Source organism: Bradyrhizobium sp. HKCCYLRH3059 (assembly GCF_051168035.1).
Lineage (GTDB): Bacteria > Pseudomonadota > Alphaproteobacteria > Rhizobiales > Xanthobacteraceae > Bradyrhizobium.
Genome location: NZ_JBNPUF010000009.1, coordinates 160,826 through 185,237, shown reverse-complemented (window position 1 = coordinate 185,237; position 24,412 = coordinate 160,826). Strand labels below are relative to the sequence as shown.

The following is a 24,412-nucleotide window of genomic DNA, read 5'->3' as shown; positions in this document are numbered from 1 at the left end:
CGAAGCCTGGCTGCTCGATCGCATCGACGATGGAGGCGACGCCGGCAACCTCGACCTCGCCAGTCATCCGGAGAGCCTCGCCTACGTCATCTATACCTCGGGCTCAACCGGCCTGCCCAAGGGCGTGATGGTGCGTCACGGCGCAGTGACGAATTTTCTGGCGACGATGGCCGAGCAGCCGGGGATCGCATCGGACGACCGCGTGCTGGCATTGACCTCGCTGTCGTTCGACATCGCGGTGCTGGAGCTGTGGCTGCCGCTGACCCGGGGAGGCCGGATCGTGCTGGCCGACCGCGCCTCCGCGCAGGATCCGACGGCGCTGAAGGCGATCGTGGCCAGGCACGGCGTGACCTTGATCCAGGCGACACCGTCGAGCTGGCGCATGCTGCTCGATCATGACGGGGCCGCCGCGCTGCCTCGTCGCTGTCGCGTGCTCAGCGGCGGCGAGGCGCTGGCTCCCGATCTGGCACGGCGGCTCGTCGCGCTGAGCGGCGAGGCCTGGAACATGTATGGGCCGACAGAGACCACGGTGTGGTCTGCGCGCCACCGGCTCGATGCCAATGATCCCATGCCGGTGCTCGGCGGTCCGATCGGCAATACCACACTCTATGTGCTCGACGCCAATCTCAATCTGGCGCCGCCCGGCGTGGCCGGCGAACTGTTCATCGGCGGCGAGGGACTGGCGCGCGGCTATTGGAAGCGGCCCGGGCTCAGCGCGGAACGGTTCATTCCGGATCCGTTCGGCGGCCCCGGTGCACGGCTGTACCGGACCGGCGACCTGGCGCGTTGGCGTGCCGATGGCGCGCTCGACTATGTCGGCCGCGCCGATCACCAGGTCAAGATACGGGGGCATCGCATCGAGCTCGGCGAGATCGAGGCGCGGCTGCGCGCGCTGCCCGGCGTCCGCGACAGCGTCGTGGTCGCGCAGGATGTCGGTGGCAGTAGCAACCTGATCGGCTATGTCGGCAGTGAGTGCGCGCTCGATGGCGGCGAGCTGCGCGCGGCGCTCGCGACGGCGCTGCCGGACTACATGGTGCCGTTGCGCGTCATCGTGCTGCCGCGGCTGCCGCTGACGCCGAACGGCAAGGTCGACCGCAAGGCGCTGCCGCTGGCCTCACAAGGCGAAGCGGGGGCCGACTATCAAGCTCCGGTCGGCGAGATCGAGATCACGCTGGCCGGCATCTGGGCGGAGCTGCTCGGCCTCGACCGCGTCGGGCGGGGCGATCACTTCTTCAATCTCGGCGGCCACTCTCTGCTGGCGGTACGGCTGCTCAGCCGTGTCGCGCAGGAGTTCGGCACATCGATGCGATTGTCCGAGCTGTTCGCTCATCCGGAATTGGCGGAGTTCGCGCGCGTCCTCTCCATCAGACTGATCGAGCAGCAGTTCGCCGAAGGTGAACTCGAGGACCTGATGACAGCGGAGCTATCATGAGCGGACAATCAGGACAGCCTCTTCTGCACAACCTCGATCCGGAGGCGCTGCGCCGGTTGGCATCGCGCGCGCGACAGCGCGGCCGCAATGTCCCCAGACGCGATACAAACACGATCCCGATCGCCGATCGCGGGGGCTCGCTGCCGCTCTCCTTCGCGCAGCAGCAGCTCTGGCTGCTGGCCCAGCTCGAGAATGGAAGTACCAACTATCACATCGATGTGGCGCTGCGGCTGCGCGGCCGGCTCGACATCGGCGCATGGCGCCGCAGCCTCGACCGGCTGTTCTCCCGCCACGAGGCGCTGCGGACGGTCTTCGTCGCCGAGCAGGGCGAGCCGCGGGTCGCGCTGTTGCCGCCGGACACCAGCCTGCCGCTGGAGGTGCACGATCTTCGCGGGCGGCCGGACCGCGAAACGCGGCTGGCCGATCTGCTGAATGAGTGTACGCGCGCGCCGTTCGACCTTGCGCGGGGTCCATTGATCCGCAGCCATTTGATCGACCTGGGCGATGATGATCATGTCCTTCTGCTCAGCCAGCATCACATCATCTCCGACGGATGGTCGATGGGCGTCATCGTCCGCGAGCTCTCGGCGCTGTATGCCGCCTTCGTTGCAGGCGGCAATGATCCGTTGCCGCCGCTGGCGATTCAGTATCCGGACTATGCAGCATGGCAGCGCCATTCGCTGACGGCAGATCGGCTGCAGCGGCAGCTCGATCATTGGACCGCCGTGCTGCGCGACGCGCCGTCCTTGCTGGCACTGCCGACGGACCGGGCGCGATCTGCACCGCGATCCAACGCCGGCGCCGCGGTGCCTGTCGAGATCGACGACGGTCTTTCGGCCGATATCAGGCAATTGAGCATCGCGCTCGGCGCCACCCCGTTCGTCATCGTGCTGGCCGCCTGGGCCCTCGTGCTGTCGCGGTTGGCCGGCCAGCAGGATCTCGTCATCGGCACGCCGACCGCCAATCGGATGCGTTCGGAGCTCGAAGGCCTGGCCGGCTTCTTCGTCAACATGCTGGCGCTGCGGCTCGACCTCTCGGGCGGTCCTGCTGTGGCCGAGTTGATCGAGCGGGTGAAGACGGCCGTCCTTGCGGCGCAGGATCATCAGGACCTGCCGTTCGAGCATCTTGTCGAGGCGCTCCAGCCCCCGCGGCATCCGGAATACACGCCCGTGTTCCAGGTGGTGTTCGCATGGCAGAGCGATGATATCGGCTCATTGGCGCTGCCCGGCCTGGCGGTCGAGCGCCTTGCGACCGAGCAGCACAAGATCAAGTTCGATCTCGAGCTCGATCTCAGTGAGAGCGGTGGACGCATCTCCGGCAAGATCAACTACGCGACGGCGCTGTTCGACGCCGAGACCGTGCAGCGCTATCGCACCTATCTGCTGGCGGTGCTGCGCGCCATGGTCGCCGACACCAGCCAGCCGGTCGATCGCATCGAGCTGCTGCCAGCCGAGGAACGTGCGCTGCTGCTGGATGTCTGGAACCGCACGCGCTCGTTCACGCCGCCTGACTGCTGCATTCAGGATCTCGTTGCCGAGCAGGCGCGCCGCCGGCCGTCGGCGGTGGCGCTGGTCCATGACAAGGTCAACCTGACCTATCGCGAGCTCGAGTTGCGCGCTAATCGCCTCGCGCATCATCTCGTCGCGCTGGGCGCTGGTCCGGACCGGCTGATCGCGATCTGCCAGCAGCGCGGCATCGATGCGATCGTCAGCGTGCTCGCGGTCCTCAAAGCGGGAGCGGCCTATCTGCCGCTGGACCCCACCTATCCGCCGCAGCGGCTGCGCGAGACCGTGACCGATGCCCGGCCGACGCTGCTGCTCTGTGACGGCGCGAGCGCCAGTACGCTCGGCAGCGTGGCATGTCCGGTTGTGGATGTGGAGAGCGATGCGCCGGCCTGGAGCGGGCTGCCGGAGGGCGCACCGGATGTTGTTGCCCGTGGCCTGACGCCGCGCAGCCTCGCCTATGTCATCTATACCTCGGGCTCGACCGGACAGCCGAAGGGCGTGATGATCGAGCACCACGGCCTGGTCAATCTCGCGCAGGCCCAGATCGGGCTGTTCGACACCGGTCCGCACAGCCGGATCGCGCAATTCGCCTCCTTCAGCTTCGACGCGAGCGTGTGGGACATCGTCATGGCGCTTTGCGCCGGCGCCGAACTGCATCTGCTCGGAAGCCGCGAGCACCGCGATGCGGCGGAGCTGGTGAACTATCTCGCCGAACATCGCATCACCCATGCCACGTTGCCGCCGGCGATGCTGCAGGGCCGCTCGGACCTCGCGCGGCTCTCCGGGCTCGACGTGCTCGTTCTCGCTGGCGAGTTGCCAAAGCCGGAGCTGTTCGAGGCCCTGCCGTCGGAGATCGCGGTCTTCAACGCCTACGGCCCGACGGAAACAACCGTCTGCGCCACCGCATGGCGCCGTCCGCCCGGCTTCGCCGGCGGTGTCGTCCCAATCGGTCGCCCGATCGCCAACGCGCGGATCTATCTGCTCGACGCCCAGGGCATGCCGGTGCCGCGCGGTGCCGTCGGCGAGATCTGGATCGGCGGGGCAGGGGTTGCCCGCGGCTATCTCAACCGTCCCGATTTGTCGGCGCAGCGCTTTGCCGTGGATCCGTTCGGGCTGTCGTCCGACGCGCGGATGTATCGAACCGGTGACCTCGGCCGCCATCTCGCCGACGGCAACATCGAATTCCTGGGCCGCAACGACCATCAGGTGAAGATCCGCGGCTTCCGCATCGAGCTCGGCGAGATCGAGCATCGGCTGAATGCGCAGGCCGGAGTGCGGGACTCGGCGGTGCTGGCGCGGCGCGATGCGCAGGGCGATCTCACGCTCGTCGCCTATGTGGTGCCGGCGGACGATGCAGGTGATCCCAGCGCATGGGCTGCGCGCCTGCGCACGCATTTGCAGGCGTGTCTTCCGGACTACATGGTTCCCTCGGCGATCGTTCGCCTCGATGCGTTTCCGCTGACACCCAACGGCAAGGTCGACCGGCAGGCGCTGCCGGCGCCGGACGACGAGGCGTTCGGCCGTGGCGCCTATGATCCGCCCCACGGCGAGATCGAGCAGGTCCTCGCTGCTATCTGGCGCGAGCTGCTGGGCATCGAGCGCGTCGGTCGCAACGATCATTTCTTCGAGCTCGGCGGCCATTCGCTGCTCGTCGTCCGCATGCTGGACCGGCTGAAGCGCCATGCGCTGACGATCGATGCGCAGATGGTGTTCGCCAAGCCGGTGCTGCGCGATCTCGCGGCCAGCCTGCGGCAAAGCGAGGAGACCGCAATTCCTGACAACCCGATCACGGCGCAGAGCCCGGTCATCACGCCGGACATGCTGCCGCTGATCGCGCTGAGCCAGGGCGAGATCGACCGCGTGGTGGGCCGTGTGCCGGGCGGCGTCGCCAACGTCCAGGACATCTACGCGCTGTCGCCGTTGCAGGAGGGAATCCTGTTCCATCATCTGCTCGCGACCGAGGGCGACCCCTACGTGCTGGTCGCGCAGATGGCATTTGCGGGCCGTGATCTGCTGGATCGCTATCTTGCGGCCGTTCAGGACGTGATCGACCGGCATGACGTCCTGCGGACGTCGTTCCTCTGGGATGGGCTGTCGGTGCCGGCGCAGGTGGTCTGGCGCCAGGCACCGCTAAGCGTCACCGAAGTTGAGCTCGAAGGCAACGAGCCGGCCCAGGTCGAGCTGGCGCGCCGCTTCGATCCGAGGTCCTGCCGGCTCGACCTGACCCAGGCGCCATTGCTGCGTCTCATTGTCGCCCGCGACCCACGAAATGATCGCCTGCTGCTGCTGGTCCTGCTGCATCACATGGTCGGCGACCATACCACTCTGCAGGCGCTGCACGAGGAAGTGCAACTGATCCTGGCGGGCCGCCGCAGCGCTCTCCCTCCACCGATTCCGTTCCGTAACCTCGTGGCCGAGACCCGCAAGGCCGGCGGGCAGGATGCGCAGCAGCGCTTCTTCCGCAGCATGCTCGCCGACATCGATGCGCCGACGGCACCATTCGGATTGATGGAGGTGCGCAGCAACGGCGACGGCGCGAGCGAGGCGAGGCTGCCCGTGCCGGCTACGCTCGACGCGCGGCTGCGCGCGCAGGCGCGGCGCCTTGGCGCGAGCCTCGCCAGCCTCTGTCATGTCGCCTGGGGCCAGGTGCTGGCGCGCAGCAGCGGACGTGATCAGGTCGTGTTCGGCACCGTGCTGCTCGGCCGCATGCAGGCCGGCCACGATACCGGCCGCAGCCTGGGCCTGTTCATCAACACGCTGCCGTTGCGGCTCGATCTCGACGGCACGTCGGTTGAGGACAGCGTTCGCGCAGCGCATGGGCGGCTGGCGGAGCTGATGGCGCATGAGCATGCCTCGCTGGCAATGGCCCAGCGCTGCAGCGGCGTCGCGCCGCCGACGCCGCTGTTCTCCGCGATCCTGAACTATCGGCACGGCCGGAGGCAGGATGCGCGGACAGATGCAGAGTCCCTGCAAGGCGTCGAATGGCTCGGTGGCGAGGAGCGCACCAACTATCCGCTGATGCTGGCGGTAGACGACGACGGCCATGGGCTTCACCTGACGGTCCAGGCCGTGGCGCCGGTCGCGCCCGAGCGGGTCGGCGCGATGATGCAGCACTCGCTCGAGCAGCTGGCGCTGGCGCTGGAAGCGGCGCCGCATACGCCGGTGCGCAGGATCGACGTCGTTCCGGACGAAGATCGCGCGCGGCTGCTGCAGGCCTGGAACGCGACGGCGACCAACGATGCAAATGCGCTCTGCGTGCACCGGCAGTTCGAGGCCCATGCGGCGCGAGCTCCCGATGCGGTCGCACTGGTGCATGGGCAGGAGATGATCAGCTACGGTGCGCTCAATGCGCGGGCGAACCGGCTGGCGCGGCGGCTCCGGGATCGCGGCGTCGGGCCGGATGTGGTGGTCGGGCTGGCGCTGGAGCGCGGCGTCACGATGATGGTGGCGCTGCTCGCGGTGCTCAAGGCGGGCGCGGCCTATCTGCCGCTCGATCCGGACTATCCGTCCGAGCGTCTCGCGCACATGCTGAACGACAGCGGCGCCAAACTGCTGCTGACACAGGCCACGCTGCATGACCGGTTCGCGCCGGTGCTGGCCCGGAGCGATGCCGAGGCCTGGCTGCTCGACGTAGCGGCCGGCGATGGCCTCGGCCAGACCGATGATCTTTCCGTCGATGGGCATGCGGAGAGCCTCGCCTACGTCATCTACACTTCCGGCTCGACCGGGCTCCCCAAGGGCGTGATGGTGCGCCACGCCGCGGTGACGAACTTCCTGGCGACGATGGCCGGACAGCCGGGCATCGCGGCCGACGACCGCGTGCTGGCGCTGACCTCGTTGTCCTTCGACATCGCCGTGCTGGAGCTGTGGCTGCCGCTGGCCCATGGCGCCCGGATCGTGCTCGCCGATCGCGCCGCGGCCCATGATCCGGCGGCGCTCAAGGCGCTGGTCGCACGGCACGGCGTGACCATGATCCAGGCGACGCCGTCGAGCTGGCGCATGCTGCTCGATCACGATGCGGCCAATACCAGCGAAACCGCTCCATGGCTGCCGAAAGCCTGCCGCCTGCTGAGCGGCGGGGAGGCGCTGGCCTCGGATCTGGCGCGGCGGCTCAGCGCGCTGAGCAGCGAGGTCTGGAACCTGTATGGGCCGACCGAGACCACGGTATGGTCGGCGCGTCACCGCCTCGATGCGACGAATCCCGTGCCGTTGCTCGGCAGCCCGATCGGCAACACCCGGTTGTACGTGCTCGACGGCGATCTCAACCTTGCGCCGATGGGCGTCACTGGCGAGCTCTTCGTCGGCGGTGACGGACTCGCGCGCGGCTATTGGAAACGCGCGGCGCTGAGTGCCGAGCGCTTCATTCCGGATCCGTTCGGCAGCGACGGCGCGCGGCTGTACCGGACCGGCGACCTCGCGCGCTGGCGAGCCGACGGTGTGCTCGACTATGTCGGCCGCGCCGATCATCAGGTGAAGATCCGCGGACATCGGATCGAGCTCGGCGAGATCGAGGTGCGGCTGCGGGAGCTGCCGGGCGTGCGCGACAGCGTCGTCGTCGCGCAGGAGCTCGGCGGCGGCCGTCAGTTGGTCGGTTATGTCAGCGGCGAGGCCTCGCTCGATGGCAGTAACCTCCGCGCCGCGCTCGCAACGGCGCTGCCGGACTACATGGTGCCGTCGCGCGTGATCGTGCTGCCGGAGCTGCCGCTGACCCCGAACGGCAAGATCGACCGCAAGGCGCTGCCGCGGCCGGACGCGAAGCCGCCGGGGGCGCACAGAGTCGGCCCGCGCAATCCGACCGAGGCGGCGCTCGCGACGATCTGGGCCGAGCTGCTGCACAGGCCGGAGGTCGGCGTCACCGACAACTTCTTCGAGCTCGGCGGCGACTCGCTGGTGGCCGTCCAGCTCGTCGGCCGCATCAAGCGCGATCTTGCGCGGGAGCTGCCGCTGAAACGGTTGTTCGAGCTGACCACGGTCGAGGCCATGGCGTCCGCGCTCGCCGCGGACCCGCCGACGAGCAGGCGCAGCGACGACATCGCCGCCATGTTCGATCTGCTTGAGGAAGTCGAGTTCGCCAATGAATGATCAGTCGGGACTTCAGACCCAGCAGCTCAGCGAGATCGCGCGCCGGTTGGCGCGTCTCGATGCGCCGAAGCAGCGGGCCTTCCTCACGCAGTTGGCGGCCAAGGGCATCGATCTGTCGATTTTGCCGATCGCGCGCCAGCATCTGCAGCGCGCGCCGTTGTCGTTCGCGCAGGCCCGCCTCTGGTTCCTGTGGCGGATGGATCCGGGCGGCTCCGCCTACAACATGCCGGTCGCGATCCGCCTGCGGGGCCGTCTCGACGCCGCTGCGCTTCAGAAGGCGCTCGACGGACTCGTCATGCGCCATGCCGCGCTCCGCACCACGTTCCGGCAGGACGGCGGCGAGCCGGAGCAGATCGTAGGCCAGCCGGCGCCGGTCGCGCTTCGCCGTATCGAGATTGCGGGCGACGATCGCGAGCAGCAGGCGCGCCGGCTGCTGCGTGAGGAAGCGGCACTGCCGTTCGATCTCGAATCCGGACCGCTGCTGCGCGCGGCGCTGCTCGGTCTTGGCGAGCACGAGCATATCCTCTCGGTCACGCTGCACCACATCGTCGCCGATGGCTGGTCGATGCAGGTCCTTACCGAGGAGTTCTGGCAGCTCTATCGCGCTGCCGTCCGCGGCGAAACCGCCTCACTGCCGGCGCTCGAGATCGACTACGCCGATTTCGCCGCCTGGCAGCGACTGTGGCTCGGTGCCGTGGAGGAGGAGCGGCAGCTCCGGTACTGGACCGACCGGCTGCACGGCACGGCCATGCTGCAACTGCCGCTCGATCGCCCCCGATCGGCCCAGACCGACCAATCCGGCGATGCCATACGCCTGTCGCTCGGCGCCGAGCTTTCCGATCGTCTGCGCGGGCTCGCCCGACAGCATCACACGACGCTGTTCGTCGTGCTGCTCGCGGCGCTCAAGCTGGTGCTCTATCGCTACAGTGGGCAGGGCGACATCTGCGTCGGCGTTCCGCTCGCCAATCGCGACCGGTCGGAAACGCGGCGGCTGATCGGGCTGCTGGTCAACACCCAGGTGCTGCGCACGCGCATCGACAGCCGGAGCACGATCGCCGACGTCATTCACGCCCTGCGCGAAGCCTCGCTCGAGGCCAGGGATCACCAGGATCTTCCGTTCGAGCGGCTGCTGGACGTGCTGCAGCCGCAGCGCAGCCAGAGCCAGACGCCCCTGTTCCAGGTGCTCTACAACCATCAGCATCGGCGCGAGGCGGCACATGCGCCGGCTGCGTCCGAACTGCAGATCGAGACGATCGCGGCAGAGATCGAGACGGTGAAATTCGACCTCGCGCTCGACAGCGAGGAAGCGCCGTCGGGAGACGTCTCGGCGCTGTTCTCCTTTGCCACCGCGCTGTTCGACCGGTCGACCATCGCACGGCTCGCGGGGCATTGGCTGACGATCCTGCGGGCAACGGTCGCGGATCCCACGCAGCGGATCGCGGCGCTGGAGCTGTTGTCGGACCGGCAGCGCGACGACGTCAGGCAGTGGAATGCCTGCGCGCCCGCACTCGCGGGGTTCCAGCCGGTGCACCGGATGCTCGCGCGGCACGCAAAGGAGAGGCCGGGCGCGACAGCCCTGGTGTTCGGGGCCGAGACGATCAGCTATCAGGCGCTCGATCGCCGCGCCAATGCCATCGCGCAGCATCTGTTGGCGCTCGGCGTGCGACCCGGCGAGCTCGTCGGGCTCTCGATGCAGCGCTCGCCCGATCTCGTCGCAAGTCTTGTTGCCGTCCTGAAGGCCGGCGCGGCCTATCTGCCGCTCGATCCCGATCATCCGCCGGCGCGGCTCGCCGCCACCGTTCGGGATGCCGGCGCGCGCGTCGTGCTGGTCGATGCGGCGGGACGATCGCAATGGCCGCCGATGCCGGGCATCGCGGTCGTCGATCCCGGCGCGATGGCGGCCGAGACGACGGAGAGCGACCCGGCGGTCGATGTCCATCCCTCGAGCCTCGCCTACGTGATCTATACGTCCGGCTCCACCGGCGTGCCGAAGGGCGTCGCGGTCGCGCATGGACCGTTCGCGATGCATTGCGACGCCACCGCCGGTCTCTACGAGATGGACCGGCAGTCGCGCGAGCTGCACTTCCTCTCCTTCACCTTCGACGGCGCGCATGAGCGGTTGTGGACCGCGCTGAGCTGCGGCGCGACCTTGGTGATGCGTGACGCCGATCTCTGGTCGGCGGAGAAGACGCTCGACGTGATGGGCGCGGAGCGCGTGACCAATGCCGGCTTTCCGCCGGCCTATCTGCAGCAACTCGCCGACTTCGCGGCGTGGCGCGGCGATCCGCCGCCCGTGTCGTTGTATTCGTTCGGCGGCGAGGCCATGCCCAAATCGGGCTTCGACAAGGTCAGGCAGGCGCTGCGGCCGCGCAAGCTGATCAACGGCTATGGTCCGACGGAGACAGTGGTCACGCCGCTGGTCTGGAAGGTCGACGTCGATGCCGAGATCGACTGCGCCTATGCGCCGATCGGCCGCCCGGTCGGCCGGCGCTCGGCCTATGTTCTCGACGGCGATCTCAACATCGTTCCGGTCGGCGTCACCGGCGAGCTTCATATCGGCGGCGAGGGGCTCGCGGCCGGCTATCGGAATCGGCCGGCGTTGACGGCGGAGCGCTTCATCCCCGATCCGTTCGGCGCACCGGGCACGCGGCTGTATCGCACCGGCGATCTGGCGCGCTGGCGCGCCGATGGCGTCATCGACTATGTCGGCCGGTCCGACCACCAGCTCAAGATCCGCGGCTTCCGCATCGAGCCGGGCGAGGTCGAGGCGCGGCTGACGCGGCAGGCGGGTGTTCAGTCGGCGGTGGTGGTGGCACGCGAGATCGGCGGACGCCAGCAGCTCATCGGCTACGCCTGCGGCGAGGATGGCCTCGACGAGACCGGGCTGCGCGCGGCGTTGTCCGAGGAACTGCCGGACTACATGGTTCCGGCGCGCATCGTACTGATGTCGCGGATGCCGCTCACGGCGCATGGCAAGGTCGATCGCGACGCCTTGCCGGCGCCCGAGCAGTTGTCTGCTGAGGCCGACTACGTCGCACCGCAATCCCCGGCTGAACTGGAGCTGGCGGCGATCTGGGCTGAATTGCTCGGCCATTCGCGGGTCGGGCTGACCGACAACTTCTTCGAGCTCGGCGGCGATTCCATCATTTCATTGCAGGTGGTCGGACGTGCGCGCCAGCGCGGGCTTGCCATCGAGCCGCGCGACCTGTTCCGGCATCAGACGCTGCAAGGGCTGGCGCGGGTCGCGCGCCGCGATCGGGCGGCGGTCGTCTCCGCCGAGCCGCTCGCGCGCGATGGCGATCCGGTGCCGCTGTTGCCGATCCAGCGCCGCTTCTTTGCCGAGGACGCCGGCGAACGGCATCACTGGAATCAGGCGTTGATGCTGGTGCCGTCGGCACGGCTCGACTGGCGGGTGTTGGCGCCGGCGGTCGAGGCCGTGGTGGCGCATCACGAGTCCCTGCGACTGCAATTCCTCCAGAGCGACGGCGCGTGGCAGGCGAGATATGGCGCGATGCCGGCGAGCGCCGATCTGCTCTGGATCCGCGCTGTTCAGGATGCGGCGGAGATCACCTCGGTTGCCGCCGCCGCGCAGGCAAGCCTGTCCCTGCAGGGGCCGTTGCTGCGCTTCGTCGGCATGGACGTCGCGGACGGCAGCCAGAGGCTTCTCATCGTCGTGCATCACCTCGTCGTCGACGGCGTATCCTGGCGTGTGCTGCTCGAAGACATCATGTCGGCGCATCGACAGGCGGCGCAGGGCGCGGTTGCGATTGCGTTGCCCCCCAAGAGCCAGTCCATGGCGTCGTGGAGCCGGAGGCTTGAAGACTACGCGGCGAGCGAGGAGCTGGCCGATCAGCTCGACTATTGGAGACAGCGCAGTGCCGCCGGCGGCCTGCCATGCGACGACGATCAAGGTGAGACCGATCGTGTCGCCGATGGCGAAGACGTCGTCGTGTCGTTCGATGCCGACATGACCGGGCAGCTGCTCAAGCAGGCACCCGCTGCCTACAGGACCCAGGTCAATGATCTGCTGTTGGCGGCGCTGGCCCGCGCCGTCAACCGCTGGTGCGGACTCGATGAATGCCTGGTCGAGCTCGAAGGCCATGGCCGTGAGGATCTGTTCGAAGGCATCGACCTGTCGCGCACGGTCGGCTGGTTCACGACCGCATTTCCGCTTCGCCTCTCCGGTGGCGCGAGCGACGATGCCACGCTCATCAAGTCGATCAAGGAGGAACTAAGGGCCATCCCGGCGCGTGGGCTCGGCTATGGCGTGCTGCGCTACTGCGGAAGCCCTGAGCAGCGCGCCGCCCTGGCGGGCGGCGCCGAGCCGCGGATCGTGTTCAACTATCTCGGCCAGTTCGGCGCCGGCCCTGACCCTGCCTTCGCGCTCGCGCCGGAAGGCGCGGGTCCGTCACGCAGCGCCGGCGCACCGCTTGGCCGCTGGCTCAGCATCAACGGCCAGGTGCTCGACGGCCAGCTGAGGCTGACATTCAGCTTCGGCCGCCGACGCTATCGCCGCGCGACGATCGAGCGGCTGGCCGCGTGCTATTCCGCGGCGCTGCGCGAACTCGTCGCGCATTGCACGAGCGGCGTACATGGCCTCACGCCGTCGGACGTTCCGCTGTCGGGCCTCAGCCAGCCGGAGCTCGACCTGCTCGGAGCCTCGCGCGATTGGCGCGATATCGAGGACATCTATCCGCTGTCGCCGATGCAGCAGGGCATGCTGTTCCACGCGCTGCGCGACGGCGACAGCGGCAACTATGTCAGTCAGATCGCCGTCGACGTCAGCGGCGCCGATGCGGCGCGTTTACGCGCGGCGTGGCAGGCGGTGACCGCGAGACACGCGGTGCTGCGGACCGCGTTCGTGTGGAAAGAATTGTCGGGCGCACCGCAGCAGGTCGTCCATCGGCAGGCTCCTGTTCCCTTCGTCGAGGAGGATTGGCGCGACCGTGTGGACTCGATGGATCAGGCCGCGCGTGACGCGGCGCTGGCCGAGGTGGCGGCAGCCGAATGGCGCGCCGGTTTCGACCTGTCACGGCTGCCGCTGCAGCGGGTCCGTCTCATCGATCTCGACGGCGGCGTTTTCCGCCTGATCTGGACCCATCATCACATCCTGCTCGACGGCTGGAGCGCAGCAAGGCTCATCGGCGAGATCATGCAGCATGTCGGCGGCGCGTCGCTGGGCGCACCGCGCGGCCGCTATCGTGATTACATTGCCTGGCTGCAGCGGCAGGATCGCGAGGCGTCGGGCATGTTCTGGTCGCGCTCGCTCTCGACGCTCGGCGAGCCGAGCCTGCTGGCCGATGCGCTGGGCGGGCCGGCCGCACCTGCCGACGGCCATGCCTCGATCGATCTCGTGATCGATGCGGTGAAGACCGAGCGGCTGCAGGTCGCGGCACGGCGCGAGCGGGTGACGTTGAACACGCTTCTGCAGGGGGCGTGGGGCCAGTTGCTGCGGCGCCTGACCGGCCAGGATGTCGTCTGCTTCGGCGCCACGATCTCCGGCCGGCCGCCCGAGATCGCGGGCGTGGAAGAGGCGGTCGGCCTGTTCATCAACACCGTGCCCGTGCTCGAGGACGCGAGACCTCAAACGCCGGTCGGCGCGTGGCTGCGCAGCCTGCAGGATCGCAACGTCGACCTGCGCGAGCATGGCTGGATGCCGCTGCACGAGATCCAGCGCCTTGCCGGCCGCGCCGGCCGGCCGCTGTTCGATACCATCTTCGTGTTCGAGAATTATCCGGTCGACGCGGCGCTGCGCGTTCAGGCCGGCGAGGGACCGCGCGCCAGCCGCGCCGAGCAGATCTCGATCACCAACTATGCGCTGACGGTCGCGGTGTTCGTGACCGACGCCGGCATCCGGCTCGGCTTCCGTTACGATCGCAGCCGGTTCGACCAGGTGCAGATCGAGCGGATACAGGCGGCGTTCGCCTGCCTGCTCGGGCGCATCGCCGACGACAGCAGCCGCCCGGTCGCGGAGCTGCATGGCTTGGACGCCGCCGCTTTGCAACGGGTGCTCGGCTGGAGCTCGGGACCCGCCGCGCCGACGGTGAAAGACGGCTTCGTCGACGTCGTGACGCAGATCGAACAGCAGGTCGCACGGGCGCCTGCGGCCATGGCCTTGATCTCCGATCAGGAGGGGATCAGCTACGCGGAACTGAATGCGCAGGCGAACCGCCTGGCGCGACAGATCATGCAGGCCGGCATCGCTCTGGATGCTCCGGTCGGCTTGGCATTCGAGCGCAGCGCCGACCTGGTCGTGGCTGTGTTGGCCGTTCTGAAGGCCGGGGCCGGCTACCTGCCGCTCGATCCGGATTATCCCAGCCAGCGGCTCGCGGCGATGCTGGGCGACAGCGGCACGCGGCTGGTGCTGACGCAGCCGCAGTTGCGTGATCGGCTGATGGAGATCACGGCAGGGGCGGGCGCCGAGTTGATCGCCGTCGGCGACAGACGCGCCTCGCAGGACACGGACACCGGCAGCTTGGATCTCCAGAGTCCGACCCACGCCGAGAGCCTCGCCTATGTGATCTACACGTCCGGCTCGACCGGCGTGCCGAAGGGCGTGGCCTGCACGCGTGGTGCGCTGGCAGCGCGGCTCGCCTGGATGCAGCGGGAGTACGGGCTCGATCCCGGCGAAACGCTGTTGCAGAAGACGCCGTTCAGCTTCGACGTCGCGGTGTGGGAAATCCTGTGGCCGTTGACGGTCGGTGCGCGGCTTGCGATCGCGGCGCCGGGGGCCCATCGCGAGCCGAAGCGGCTGGTCGATGCGGTCACTGCGCATGGTGTGACCACGCTGCATTTCGTGCCGCAGATGCTCGCGCAATTCGTGGCTGAGCCGGAGGCTCAGCGATGCGTGACGTTGAAGCGCCTGTTCTCCGGTGGCGAGGCCCTGCCGGTCCTGCTGAAGGACCAAGTCTACGCGGCATTCCCAGCAATCCGGTTCGACAACCGCTATGGGCCGACCGAAGCGCTGATCAATGCCAGCTTCTGGAACTGCCGCGCGGCGAGTGGGGCACGCGTGCCGATCGGCTTTCCGATTCCAGGCACGATCCTGCGCATTCTCGACACCGACCTCAATCCGGTCGCCGAGGGCACGACGGGCGAGCTCCATATCGGCGGAGACGGGCTGGCGCGCGGCTATCTCGGGCGCGCGGCGCTGACGGCCGAGCGCTTCATTCCCGATCCGTTCGGACCTCCCGGCGCGCGGCTCTATCGAAGCGGCGATCTGGCGCGCTGGCGCAGCGACGGCGCCATCGACTATGTCGGCCGGGCCGATCACCAGGTAAAGGTTCGCGGCTTCCGCATCGAGCTCGGCGAGATCGAGGCGCGGCTGCTGCAGCAGCCATCGGTCACTGCGGCCGTCGTCATCGCGAGGGAGTTCGGGGCTGGCCGGCAACTGGTCGGCTATGTCTGCGGTGACGGCACGCTCGATGGCGAGGTGCTGCGCAACGCGCTGTCCGCGACGTTGCCGGACTACATGGTGCCGGCGCGGATCGTGGTCCTCGACCGCCTGCCGCTGATGGTGAATGGCAAGGTCGATCGCAACGCGCTGCCGGCGCCGGAGGCGCCCGCTGCAGCGATGCGGATTGCGCCGCGGACGCCGGCCGAGGCTGCGTTGGCAACCATCTGGGCCGAGCTGCTGCATCAGCCCGATGTCGGCATGACCGACAATTTCTTCGAGCTCGGCGGCGATTCGATCATCTCGCTGCAGATGGTCAGTCGTGCGCGGCGGGCCGGCCTTCTGATCGAGCCACGAGACGTCTTCAAGCATCAGACGCTGGAAGCCCTGGCGCGCGACGCGCGGCAGGTCGTCCGGTTGGAGACGACGGCGGAGCAGGGTCTCGTCTCCGGGCCACTCCCGTTGCTGCCGATTCAGCTCCGTTTCTTCGAGCAGGAGCTGGAGGCGCCCGATCACTGGAACCAGGCCTTGCTGCTGCGGCCGCAACAGCGGCTCGACTGGGACGTGCTGCGGCGCGTGGCAGTGGCCGTCGTCACTCATCACGATGCGCTGAGACTGCGCTTCGAACGCATCGACGGCATCTGGCGCGCCGAGCACGGGCCGGCGCCGGCGGTCTCCGACCTGTTTCGGTCGTGCGAGCTGGCCGATGGCGAGGCGGTCACCGCGCTCGCCGCTGAGGTCCAGGCGAGCCTTTCGCTCGCGGAGGGACGTCTGGTGCGGCTGGTCGGCATCGATCTGCCGGAGGGCGGGCAGCGCCTCCTGATCGTGATTCATCACCTCGTGACCGACGGCGTGTCGTGGCGTGTGCTGCTGGAGGATCTCGCGGCTGCCTATGAGCAGCTCATGCGTAGACAAGAGGCGACGCTGCCGCCCAAGACGCACGCCTATGCCCAATGGGGCGCAGCGCTGCGCGCGCACGCGGCCTCGGATGTGCCGGCTGCAGAGTGGGATCATTGGTCCGGTCTCCGGCAGACGGAGGACGTGCCGAGCGATTTCGATCATGCGGATCGGGATACGATTGCAGACGCCGACGACGTGCCGCTCGCGATCGACGCTGAGCTGACCGCGCGTCTGCTGGGCACGGCGCACGGGGCGTACAGAACCCAGGTCAATGATCTGCTGCTGTCGGCGCTCGCGCGTGCGCTGTGGCTGTGGTCGGGCCGGGAGATCATGGCAATCGAACTCGAGGGTCACGGCCGCGAGGATCTCGGCGGCGGGCTCGACCTGTCGCGAACCATCGGCTGGTTCACGACCGCGTTCCCGGTACGACTGGCGGCTGGATCGCAGCCGCCCGCGGTGCTGATCAAGGCGACCAAGGAGATGCTGCGGTCCGTCCCCAGCCGGGGACTTGGCTACGGTGTCCTGCGCTACCTGGGTTCTGATGCCCAGCGCGCGGCGCTGACGACGGGCGTGCAGCCGCGCATCGGGTTCAATTATCTCGGACAGGTCGATGGCAGCGCGGACGAGACGGCGCTGTTCTCGATCGCGCCCGAGAGCGCCGGCCCGTCGCGCGCCGCGTCGAGCCCGTTGCGCCACCATATCGCGATCAATGCGAGGGTGCTCGACGGTCGTCTGGAGCTGTCGTTCGGCTTCAGCGGGAAGCGTCAACGCCGCGAAACGATTGCGCGCCTGGCGGACTGTTTTGAGGCGGCGCTGCGTGAGCTGGTCGATCACTGCACGAGCGGCGTCCATGGCGTGACGCCGTCCGATGTGCCGTTGTCGAAGCTGAGCCAGGCCGAGCTCGATGCGCTGGCGCTGGATTGGCGCGAGGTCGAGGACATCTATCCGCTGTCGCCGATGCAGCAGGGCATGCTGTTCCACGCGTTGCACGACGACGGCACCGGGGTCTACGTCAACCAGGTTGCCGCCGAGACCCGCGGTCTCGACGCCGGCAAGCTGCAAGCCGCGTGGCAGGCGGTCAGCAATCGCCATACCGTGCTTCGCACCGGTTTCCTGTGGCGTGAATTGCCGGGACCACCGCAGCAGGTCGTCCATCGCAGTGCCGACGTTCCCTTCGTCGCGGAAGATTGGCGGGAACGTGCGGCGCAGCTCGCTCCGGCCGCTTTGGATGCTGCGCTCATGGCGGCGGCAGACCGCGAGCGCGCCGACGGCTTCGATCTCTCGCGGCCGCCGCTGCAGCGCGTAAGGCTGATCCGGATCGCCGACGACCGGCATTGGCTGATCTGGACTCATCATCACATTCTGATGGACGGCTGGAGCTCGGCCCGATTCATCGCCGAGGTGATGCAGCACGAGGGGCAGGGGGCGCTGCAAGGACAGCCGCCGCGCTACCGCGACTACATCGCATGGCTGCAGGCGCAGGACCACGGTGCTGCGGCCGAGTTCTGGCGAGCGGCGTTGGCCCGCCTCGACGAGCCGAGCCTGCTGTCGCGGCCTGCGGTCGACGCTCGCGTCGGCCATGGCTCGCTCACCATGGCGGTGGACGCCGATCTCAGCGAGCGGCTGCAACGCTTCGCGACCCGCGAACGGGTCACGCTGAATACGGTGGTGCAGGCGGCATGGGCGCAATTGCTCCGTCGGTTCACCGGGCAGGATACGGTCAGCTTCGGCGTGACGGTGTCGGACCGGCCCGCTGGGCTCGCTGGCGCCGAGGAGATGGTCGGCCTGTTCATCAACACCTTGCCCGTGGTCGATGCCGAGGATCCGCAGCGGCGGGTTGGTGCGTGGCTGCGCGACCTGCAGGATCGCAATCTCGCCTTGCGGGATCATGGCTGGATGCCGCTGGCCGACATTCAGCGGATCGCGGGCCAGGCAGGGCGTCCGCTGTTCGACAGCATCCTGGTGTTCGAGAACTATCCGGTGGACGAGGCCTTGAAGACCCGAGACGGCCGCGTGAGCGTCGGCCGGACGAGGATCCTCGAAACGAGCAACTACCCGCTGTTCGTGAGCGTCGGTCTCGAAGCAGAGCTGCGGCTGGTATTCAATTTCCAGCGGCAACATTTCGACGAGGCCCAGATTCGCCGGCTGCACAAGGCGTTCGTGCAACTGCTCGCGGCCATCACTGGCGATGCCGAGCAGGCGGTCGGCTGCCTTGCGGCTGATGATCCCACGGACATCGCGCTGCTGGCGCGGGTCAACGCAACGGCCGGGGCCGTGATAGCGCCGGGTGTCGTCGCTCAGTTCGAGGCCCAGGCAGGGCGCGCGCCCGATGCGATTGCGCTCGTGCACAATGAGGAGACGATCAGTTACGGAGCGCTGAATGCGCGCGCGAACCGGCTGGGCCATAGGCTCAGGGAGCACGGCGTCGGTCCCGATGTGGTGGTGGGACTGGCGCTGGAGCGCAGTGTGACGATGATGGTGGCGCTGCTCGCGGTGCTCAAGGCGGGCGGAGCCTATCTGCCGCTCGATCCGGACTATCCGGCCGAGCGTCTCGCGCACATGCTGTCCGACAGCGGCGCGAAGCTGCTGCTGACGCAGGCGACGCTCCACGACCAGCTCGCGCCTGTGCTGGCGGACGGCCACGCCCAGGCCTGGCTGCTGGACGAGGAGTTTAGAGAAGATTCGGTCGGCGTCGGCGATCTCGACGTCGCCATCCATCCAGACAACCTGGCTTACGTCATCTACACCTCCGGCTCGACCGGCCTGCCCAAGGGCGTGATGGTGCGCCATGGCGCCGTGACGAATTTCCTGGCGACGATGGCTGAGCAACCGGGCATCGCGCGCGATGACCGTGTGCTTGGCTTGACCTCGCTATCGTTCGACATCGCGGTGCTCGAGCTCTGGCTGCCGCTCATTCATGGCGCGCGGATCGTGCTGGCGGATCACGCCTCGGCCCATGATCCGGCGAGGCTGAAGGCGATCGTCGCCGATCATGGCGTGACCCTGATCCAGGCCACGCCGTCGAGCTGGCGCATGCTGCTCGATCATGACGATGGTGCGCGCGGTTGGCTGCCTCAAGGCTGCCGCTTGCTGAGCGGCGGCGAGGCGCTGGCGCCCGACCTGGCGCTTCGGCTGCTCGCGCTCGGAGGCGAGGCCTGGAACCTGTTCGGGCCGACCGAAACCACGGTGTGGTCGGCGCGCCATCGGCTCGACGCACGCGATCCCGCACCGGTCCTCGGCGGCCCGATCGGCAGCACCACGCTGCATGTGCTCGACGGCGATCTCAACCCCGCCCCCGTCGGCGTGACAGGCGAGCTCTTCATCGGCGGCGAGGGCCTGGCCCGCGGCTATTGGCGCCGAGCGGCGCTCAGCGCCGAGCGCTTCATTCCCGATCCATTCGGCGATCCCGGTGCGCGGCTGTACCGCACCGGCGATCTGGCGCGGTGGCGCGCCGACGGTTTGCTCGACTATGTCGGCCGTGCCGACCATCAGGTGAAGATCCGCGGCCACCGCATCGAGCTCGGCGAGATCGAGGCGCGGCTGCGCACGCAGCCCGGCGTGCGCGACAGCGTCGTGGTGGCGCAAGAGCTCGGCGGCGGCCGGCAGCTCGTCGGCTATGTCAGCGGCGACGATGCGCTCGACGGAGCCGAGCTGCGCGCGACTCTCGCGTCAGCGTTGCCGGACTACATGGTGCCGTCGCGCGTGATGGTGCTGCCGCGGCTGCCGCTGACACCGAACGGCAAGATCGATCGCAAGGCGTTGCCGTTGCCCGATACGCGGCTTGGGCAGGGACAGCGCGTCGTGCCACGCAATCCGACCGAGGCCGCACTCGCTGCGATCTGGGCCGAGCTGCTGCACCAGCCGGACGTCGGCGTCACCGACAATTTCTTCGAGCTCGGCGGCGACTCGATCATCTCGCTGCAGATGGTCAGTCGCGCACGCCGGGCTGGTCTCGAGCTGGAGCCGAGAGACGTGTTCCGGCTGCAGACGATCGAGCTGCTCGCGCCGGCCTGCGTGGCTGCGCGGAACGACCAGCCCGCAATCACTCGCGCGCGCGGCGCATTGTCGGGGCTGACGAGCGAGGAGCTCGCGCAGCTCGGTGTCGACTGGGACCGCATCGAGGACGTCTACCCGCTCTCGCCGATGCAGCAGGGCATGCTGTTCCATAGCCTGCGCGATGCCGGAAGTGGCGTCTATGTCAACCAAGTCAGCGTCGAGATCCGCGGGCTGGACGTCGAGCGGCTGCGCACCGCGTGGCAGGAGGTCTCTGCCTGTCATCCGATGCTGCGTACTGGATTTCTGTGGCGCGAGCTGTCCGGCGCACCGCTGCAGGCCGTCCATCGCGCGGCGAGTGTGCCGTTCGCAACGGAAGACTGGCGTGGGCAGGCCGTCGATGAGGCGCGGCTGTCGTCGGCGCTGGCCGCGGAGCGCGGCGCCGAGTTCGATCTCGCGGTGCCGCCACTGCAGCGTGTCCGCTTGTTGCAGCTCGACCACGATCGTCATCGCCTGATCTGGACCTACCATCATATCCTGATGGATGGCTGGAGCTCGGCCCGCTTCATCGGTGAAATCCTGCAGCGCTATGCCGGGCGTGCGCTCGTCTCTCAATCGGCGCACTATCGCGATTATGTTGCCTGGCTGCCGGCCCAGGACGCGCAGGCCGCCGAGCGCTTCTGGCGAGGACAACTCACGGCCTTCGACCAGCCGACGCAACTGGCCGATGCCTTCGGCGCGCGGCGCTACGACGCGCACGGACACCGGCGCTGCTACACCCGGCTCGACAAGGATGCGACCGCGGCATTGAAGGCGTTCGCCCGGCACGAGCGCATCACCCTGAACACGCTCATCCAGGGCGTCTGGGCGCTGCTGCTGCAACGCTACACCGGCCAGCAGACCGTTACATTTGGAGTCACCGTCGCCGGCCGTCCGGCGGGTCTCGACGGGGCCGAGCAGATGATCGGCCTGTTCATCAATACGCTGCCCGTGATCGAGACGCCTTCGCCGGCCGCAACGATCGGTGACTGGCTGCGCGCCATGCAGGACCGCAACGCGGCGATGCGCAACTTCGAGCAGACGCCGCTCTACGACATCCAGAGCTGGGCCGGGCGTGCCGGCGAGACCATGTTCGACAGCATCATCGTGTTCGAGAACTATCCCGTCGACCGAGGCCTGCTGCAGGGCGACGGCTCGCTTCAATTCGGCGAGCTGCGCAACGTCGACGTCACGAACTATCCGATGGACCTGTCCGTCATGGTCGAGGATACGCTACAGGTCGAATTCACCTATATGCCGAGCCACTTCACGCCGGAACAGGCGGAGCAGGTGAGGGCGCAATTCGAACATCTGCTCGCGGCCATGCTACGAGGTCCGGAAGCCAGGCTTGGCGCGATCGATGCGTCCACCGCTCAGGATGTGCAGCGCGCAGACGCCTGCAATGGCCGGGCGGCGTCTGCCGCGATGCGTCCACTCGTCCACGAGATGATCCGCGATCATGCACAGCGCGATCCGGAACGTGTCGCCCTGACGATCGGCGGCCGGAACGTGTCCTACGGTGAGCTCGATCGTCGCGCCAACCGGATCGCGCACCACCTCGTCGAGGCCGGGCTCGAGCCCGACCAGCGCGTCGGCGTCGTCGTCGAGCGCAACGAAGCGACGATGGCCGCGTTGCTTGCCGTGCTGAAGGCCGGAGGAGCCTATGTCCCGCTCGATCCCGAGCTGCCGCCGGACCGCATCGCTCATGTGATGCGCGATTCCGGGATGAGGATGCTGCTGTCCGGCGCGTGTGACATCTCCGTTATCGAAGGCGTCCAGGCGATCGATCTGGCCTCGTTCGATTTCGCCAGCGGTCCGAACCATGCGCCGGATCCACGCCTGCATCCGGAGAGTCTCGCTTATGTGATCTACACGTCCGGTTCGACCGGGCGGCCGAAAGGCGTCGCCGTCGCGCATGGACCGCTGGCGATGCATTGCCGAGCGACCGCTGCGCTCTACGAGCTCGACGAGCACGCAAGCGAGCTGCATTTCCTGTCGCTGGCCTTCGACGGCGCGCATGAGCGGTGGCTCACGGTGCTGTCGCAGGGCGCTCGGCTGGTCATGCGCGATGCGGAGCTGTGGACGCCCGAACGGACCGTCGCCGAACTTCATGCGCAGCGGATCACGCATATCGGCCTGCCGCCGGCCTATCTGCAGCAGGTCGCAGAGTGGGTGGAGCAGGCCGGCAATCCGCCGCCCGTCAGGCTGTATTCGTTCGGCGGCGAGGCGATGCCCAAGGCCGGCTTCGACAAGGTCAGGCGGACGTTGAAGCCGCAGATCCTGATCAACGGCTATGGTCCGACCGAGACCGTCGTGACACCGCTCGTGTGGAAGGTCGACGGCAACACGGCGTGCGACAAGGCCTATGCGCCGATCGGCATTCCCGTTGGCCGCCGCACCGCCTACATCCTCGATGGCTCGCTGAATCTCGTTCCGGCAGGCGCAGCCGGCGAGCTCTACATCGGCGGGTTCGGGCTCGCGCGCGGGTACCACGCCAAGCCAGGCATGACGGCGGAACGCTTCGTGCCGGATCCATTTTCGGCGGACGAGGGCGCACGTCTCTACCGCACCGGCGACCTTGCGCGATGGGATGCGAGCGGCACGATCGAATATCTCGGACGCAGCGACGATCAGGTCAAGGTCAGCGGCTTCCGGATCGAGCTTGGCGAAATCCAATCGGCTCTGCTGAGCGACCCAGCGGTCGCGCAGGCTGCCGTGCTCGCCGTGGTGGGTGCGGGAGGAAATCAGCTCGTGGCCTATGTGGCGCCACGCGCGCCAGGCGACGCGGCTGCGGCCGAGCGGCTGTCTGCAACGCTGACTGCCGCGCTGCGCCGGACTTTGCCGGCCTACATGATTCCATCCCGCATCATCGTGCTCGAGCGCCTGCCGACGCTATCGAGCGGCAAGGTCGATCGCAAGGCGTTGCCCGCGCCTGATATCGCAGCCGGGCGCGCGTTCATCGCCCCGGAAAGTCCCGCCGAGGTCGCGATGGCGAAGCTGTGGGCGGAGATCCTCGGTGTTGCGCAAGTCGGCGTCACCGACAACTTCTTCGAGCTCGGCGGCAACTCGATCCTGAGCCTCAATGTGATCGCGCGCCTTCGCCGTGCCCCGATCCTCGATGGCGAGATCAAGCTGCGGGATCTCCTTCAGAAGCCGACCATTCGCGCCTTGCTCGGCACGCCCGCAGCATCATCCATCCGACCGTCGGCGCTGCTGCCCCTGAGTTCGCCGATCGATGGCGCGCCGCCGGTGTTCTGTCTTCACGGCGGCTTCGGCACGGTGTTCGACTACGCGCCGCTGGCGCGGCGTCTGGAGGGACGGAGGCAACTGATCGGACTGCAGTGCCGGACGCTGATCGAACCGTCCTTCACCGACGAGTCGCTGACGGCAATGGCCGTGGACTATGTCGATGAGATCGCGCGGAAGCAAAGCAAGGGACCCTATCATCTGATTGGCTGGTCGCTTGGCGGACTGGTCGCGTGCCTGGTTGCTGCTGAACTTGAGCGGCGCGGTGAGCGGGTCGAGCGCCTGGCGCTGATCGACAGCTTCGTTCCGCATGGTGACGAGCAGCCGTCGCCCGGGCGGCATTGGACCGACGACTTGCTGACGCTGCTGTCGGTCGCGGCGCCGGGCGTGCAGCCTTCAGCCATTGCGTCGCAGGTGACGGCGATTCGTTCCGGCGATGCGCCGGTGACGGACGAGGTGATCCGGCGCCTGGTCGTCGATGCAATCGGCACGGCGCCGCTGCAGCCGCGCGACGGTCTTCTCGGCGTCGACGACATCGTCTCGGCCTTCAGGGTCGGGCGCCACCTCGCGCAACTGGCTCGGGCGGCCGAATGGCCGGCCGATCTCGTTGCAGCGCCCGGCTGCTGGTGGACCTCCGGCCGGCTTCGACAGCGCGATCGGCTCGCGGCGGGACTGCCGCAGGCGGCAGATTTGGGCGTGGTCGGCGACGACCACTTCTCGATCCTTGGCAACGAATCTTTCCTGGCGGCGCTCGGCGCGTGGCTGGAGCCGGACCAGGCGGCGCAGACATCACCGGCTCTGCAGCCGGAACCGGCTGAATGA

Annotated in this window: 3 protein-coding genes (1 of these 3 only partly in view); all 3 read left to right on the top strand. The window is 68.3% G+C overall.

Going from position 1 to position 24,412, the window contains the following annotated elements:
• Tightly spaced (each overlapping or abutting the next), the 3 genes in view from ACQR13_RS26720 to ACQR13_RS26710 form a layout consistent with a single transcriptional unit that may run on beyond the window.
• Positions 1-1,432 carry the end of an amino acid adenylation domain-containing protein gene (locus tag ACQR13_RS26720; protein ID WP_434863408.1) on the top strand. The gene continues 8,294 nt to the left of window position 1, outside the view, so 1,432 of the gene's 9,726 nt are visible here — the last part of the coding sequence; its start codon lies beyond the left edge, outside the window; its stop codon occupies positions 1,430-1,432.
• Positions 1,429-8,019 carry an amino acid adenylation domain-containing protein gene (locus ACQR13_RS26715; protein WP_434863407.1) on the top strand — a complete coding sequence of 2,197 codons (6,591 nt, stop codon included), beginning with the start codon at positions 1,429-1,431 and terminating at the stop codon, positions 8,017-8,019. The genes ACQR13_RS26720 and ACQR13_RS26715 overlap by 4 nt, the downstream gene beginning before the upstream one ends.
• Complete coding sequence (locus tag ACQR13_RS26710; RefSeq protein ID WP_434863406.1) at positions 8,012-24,412, top strand: non-ribosomal peptide synthase/polyketide synthase; 16,401 nt, start codon at positions 8,012-8,014, stop codon at positions 24,410-24,412. Before ACQR13_RS26715 ends, ACQR13_RS26710 begins: the two co-directional genes overlap by 8 nt.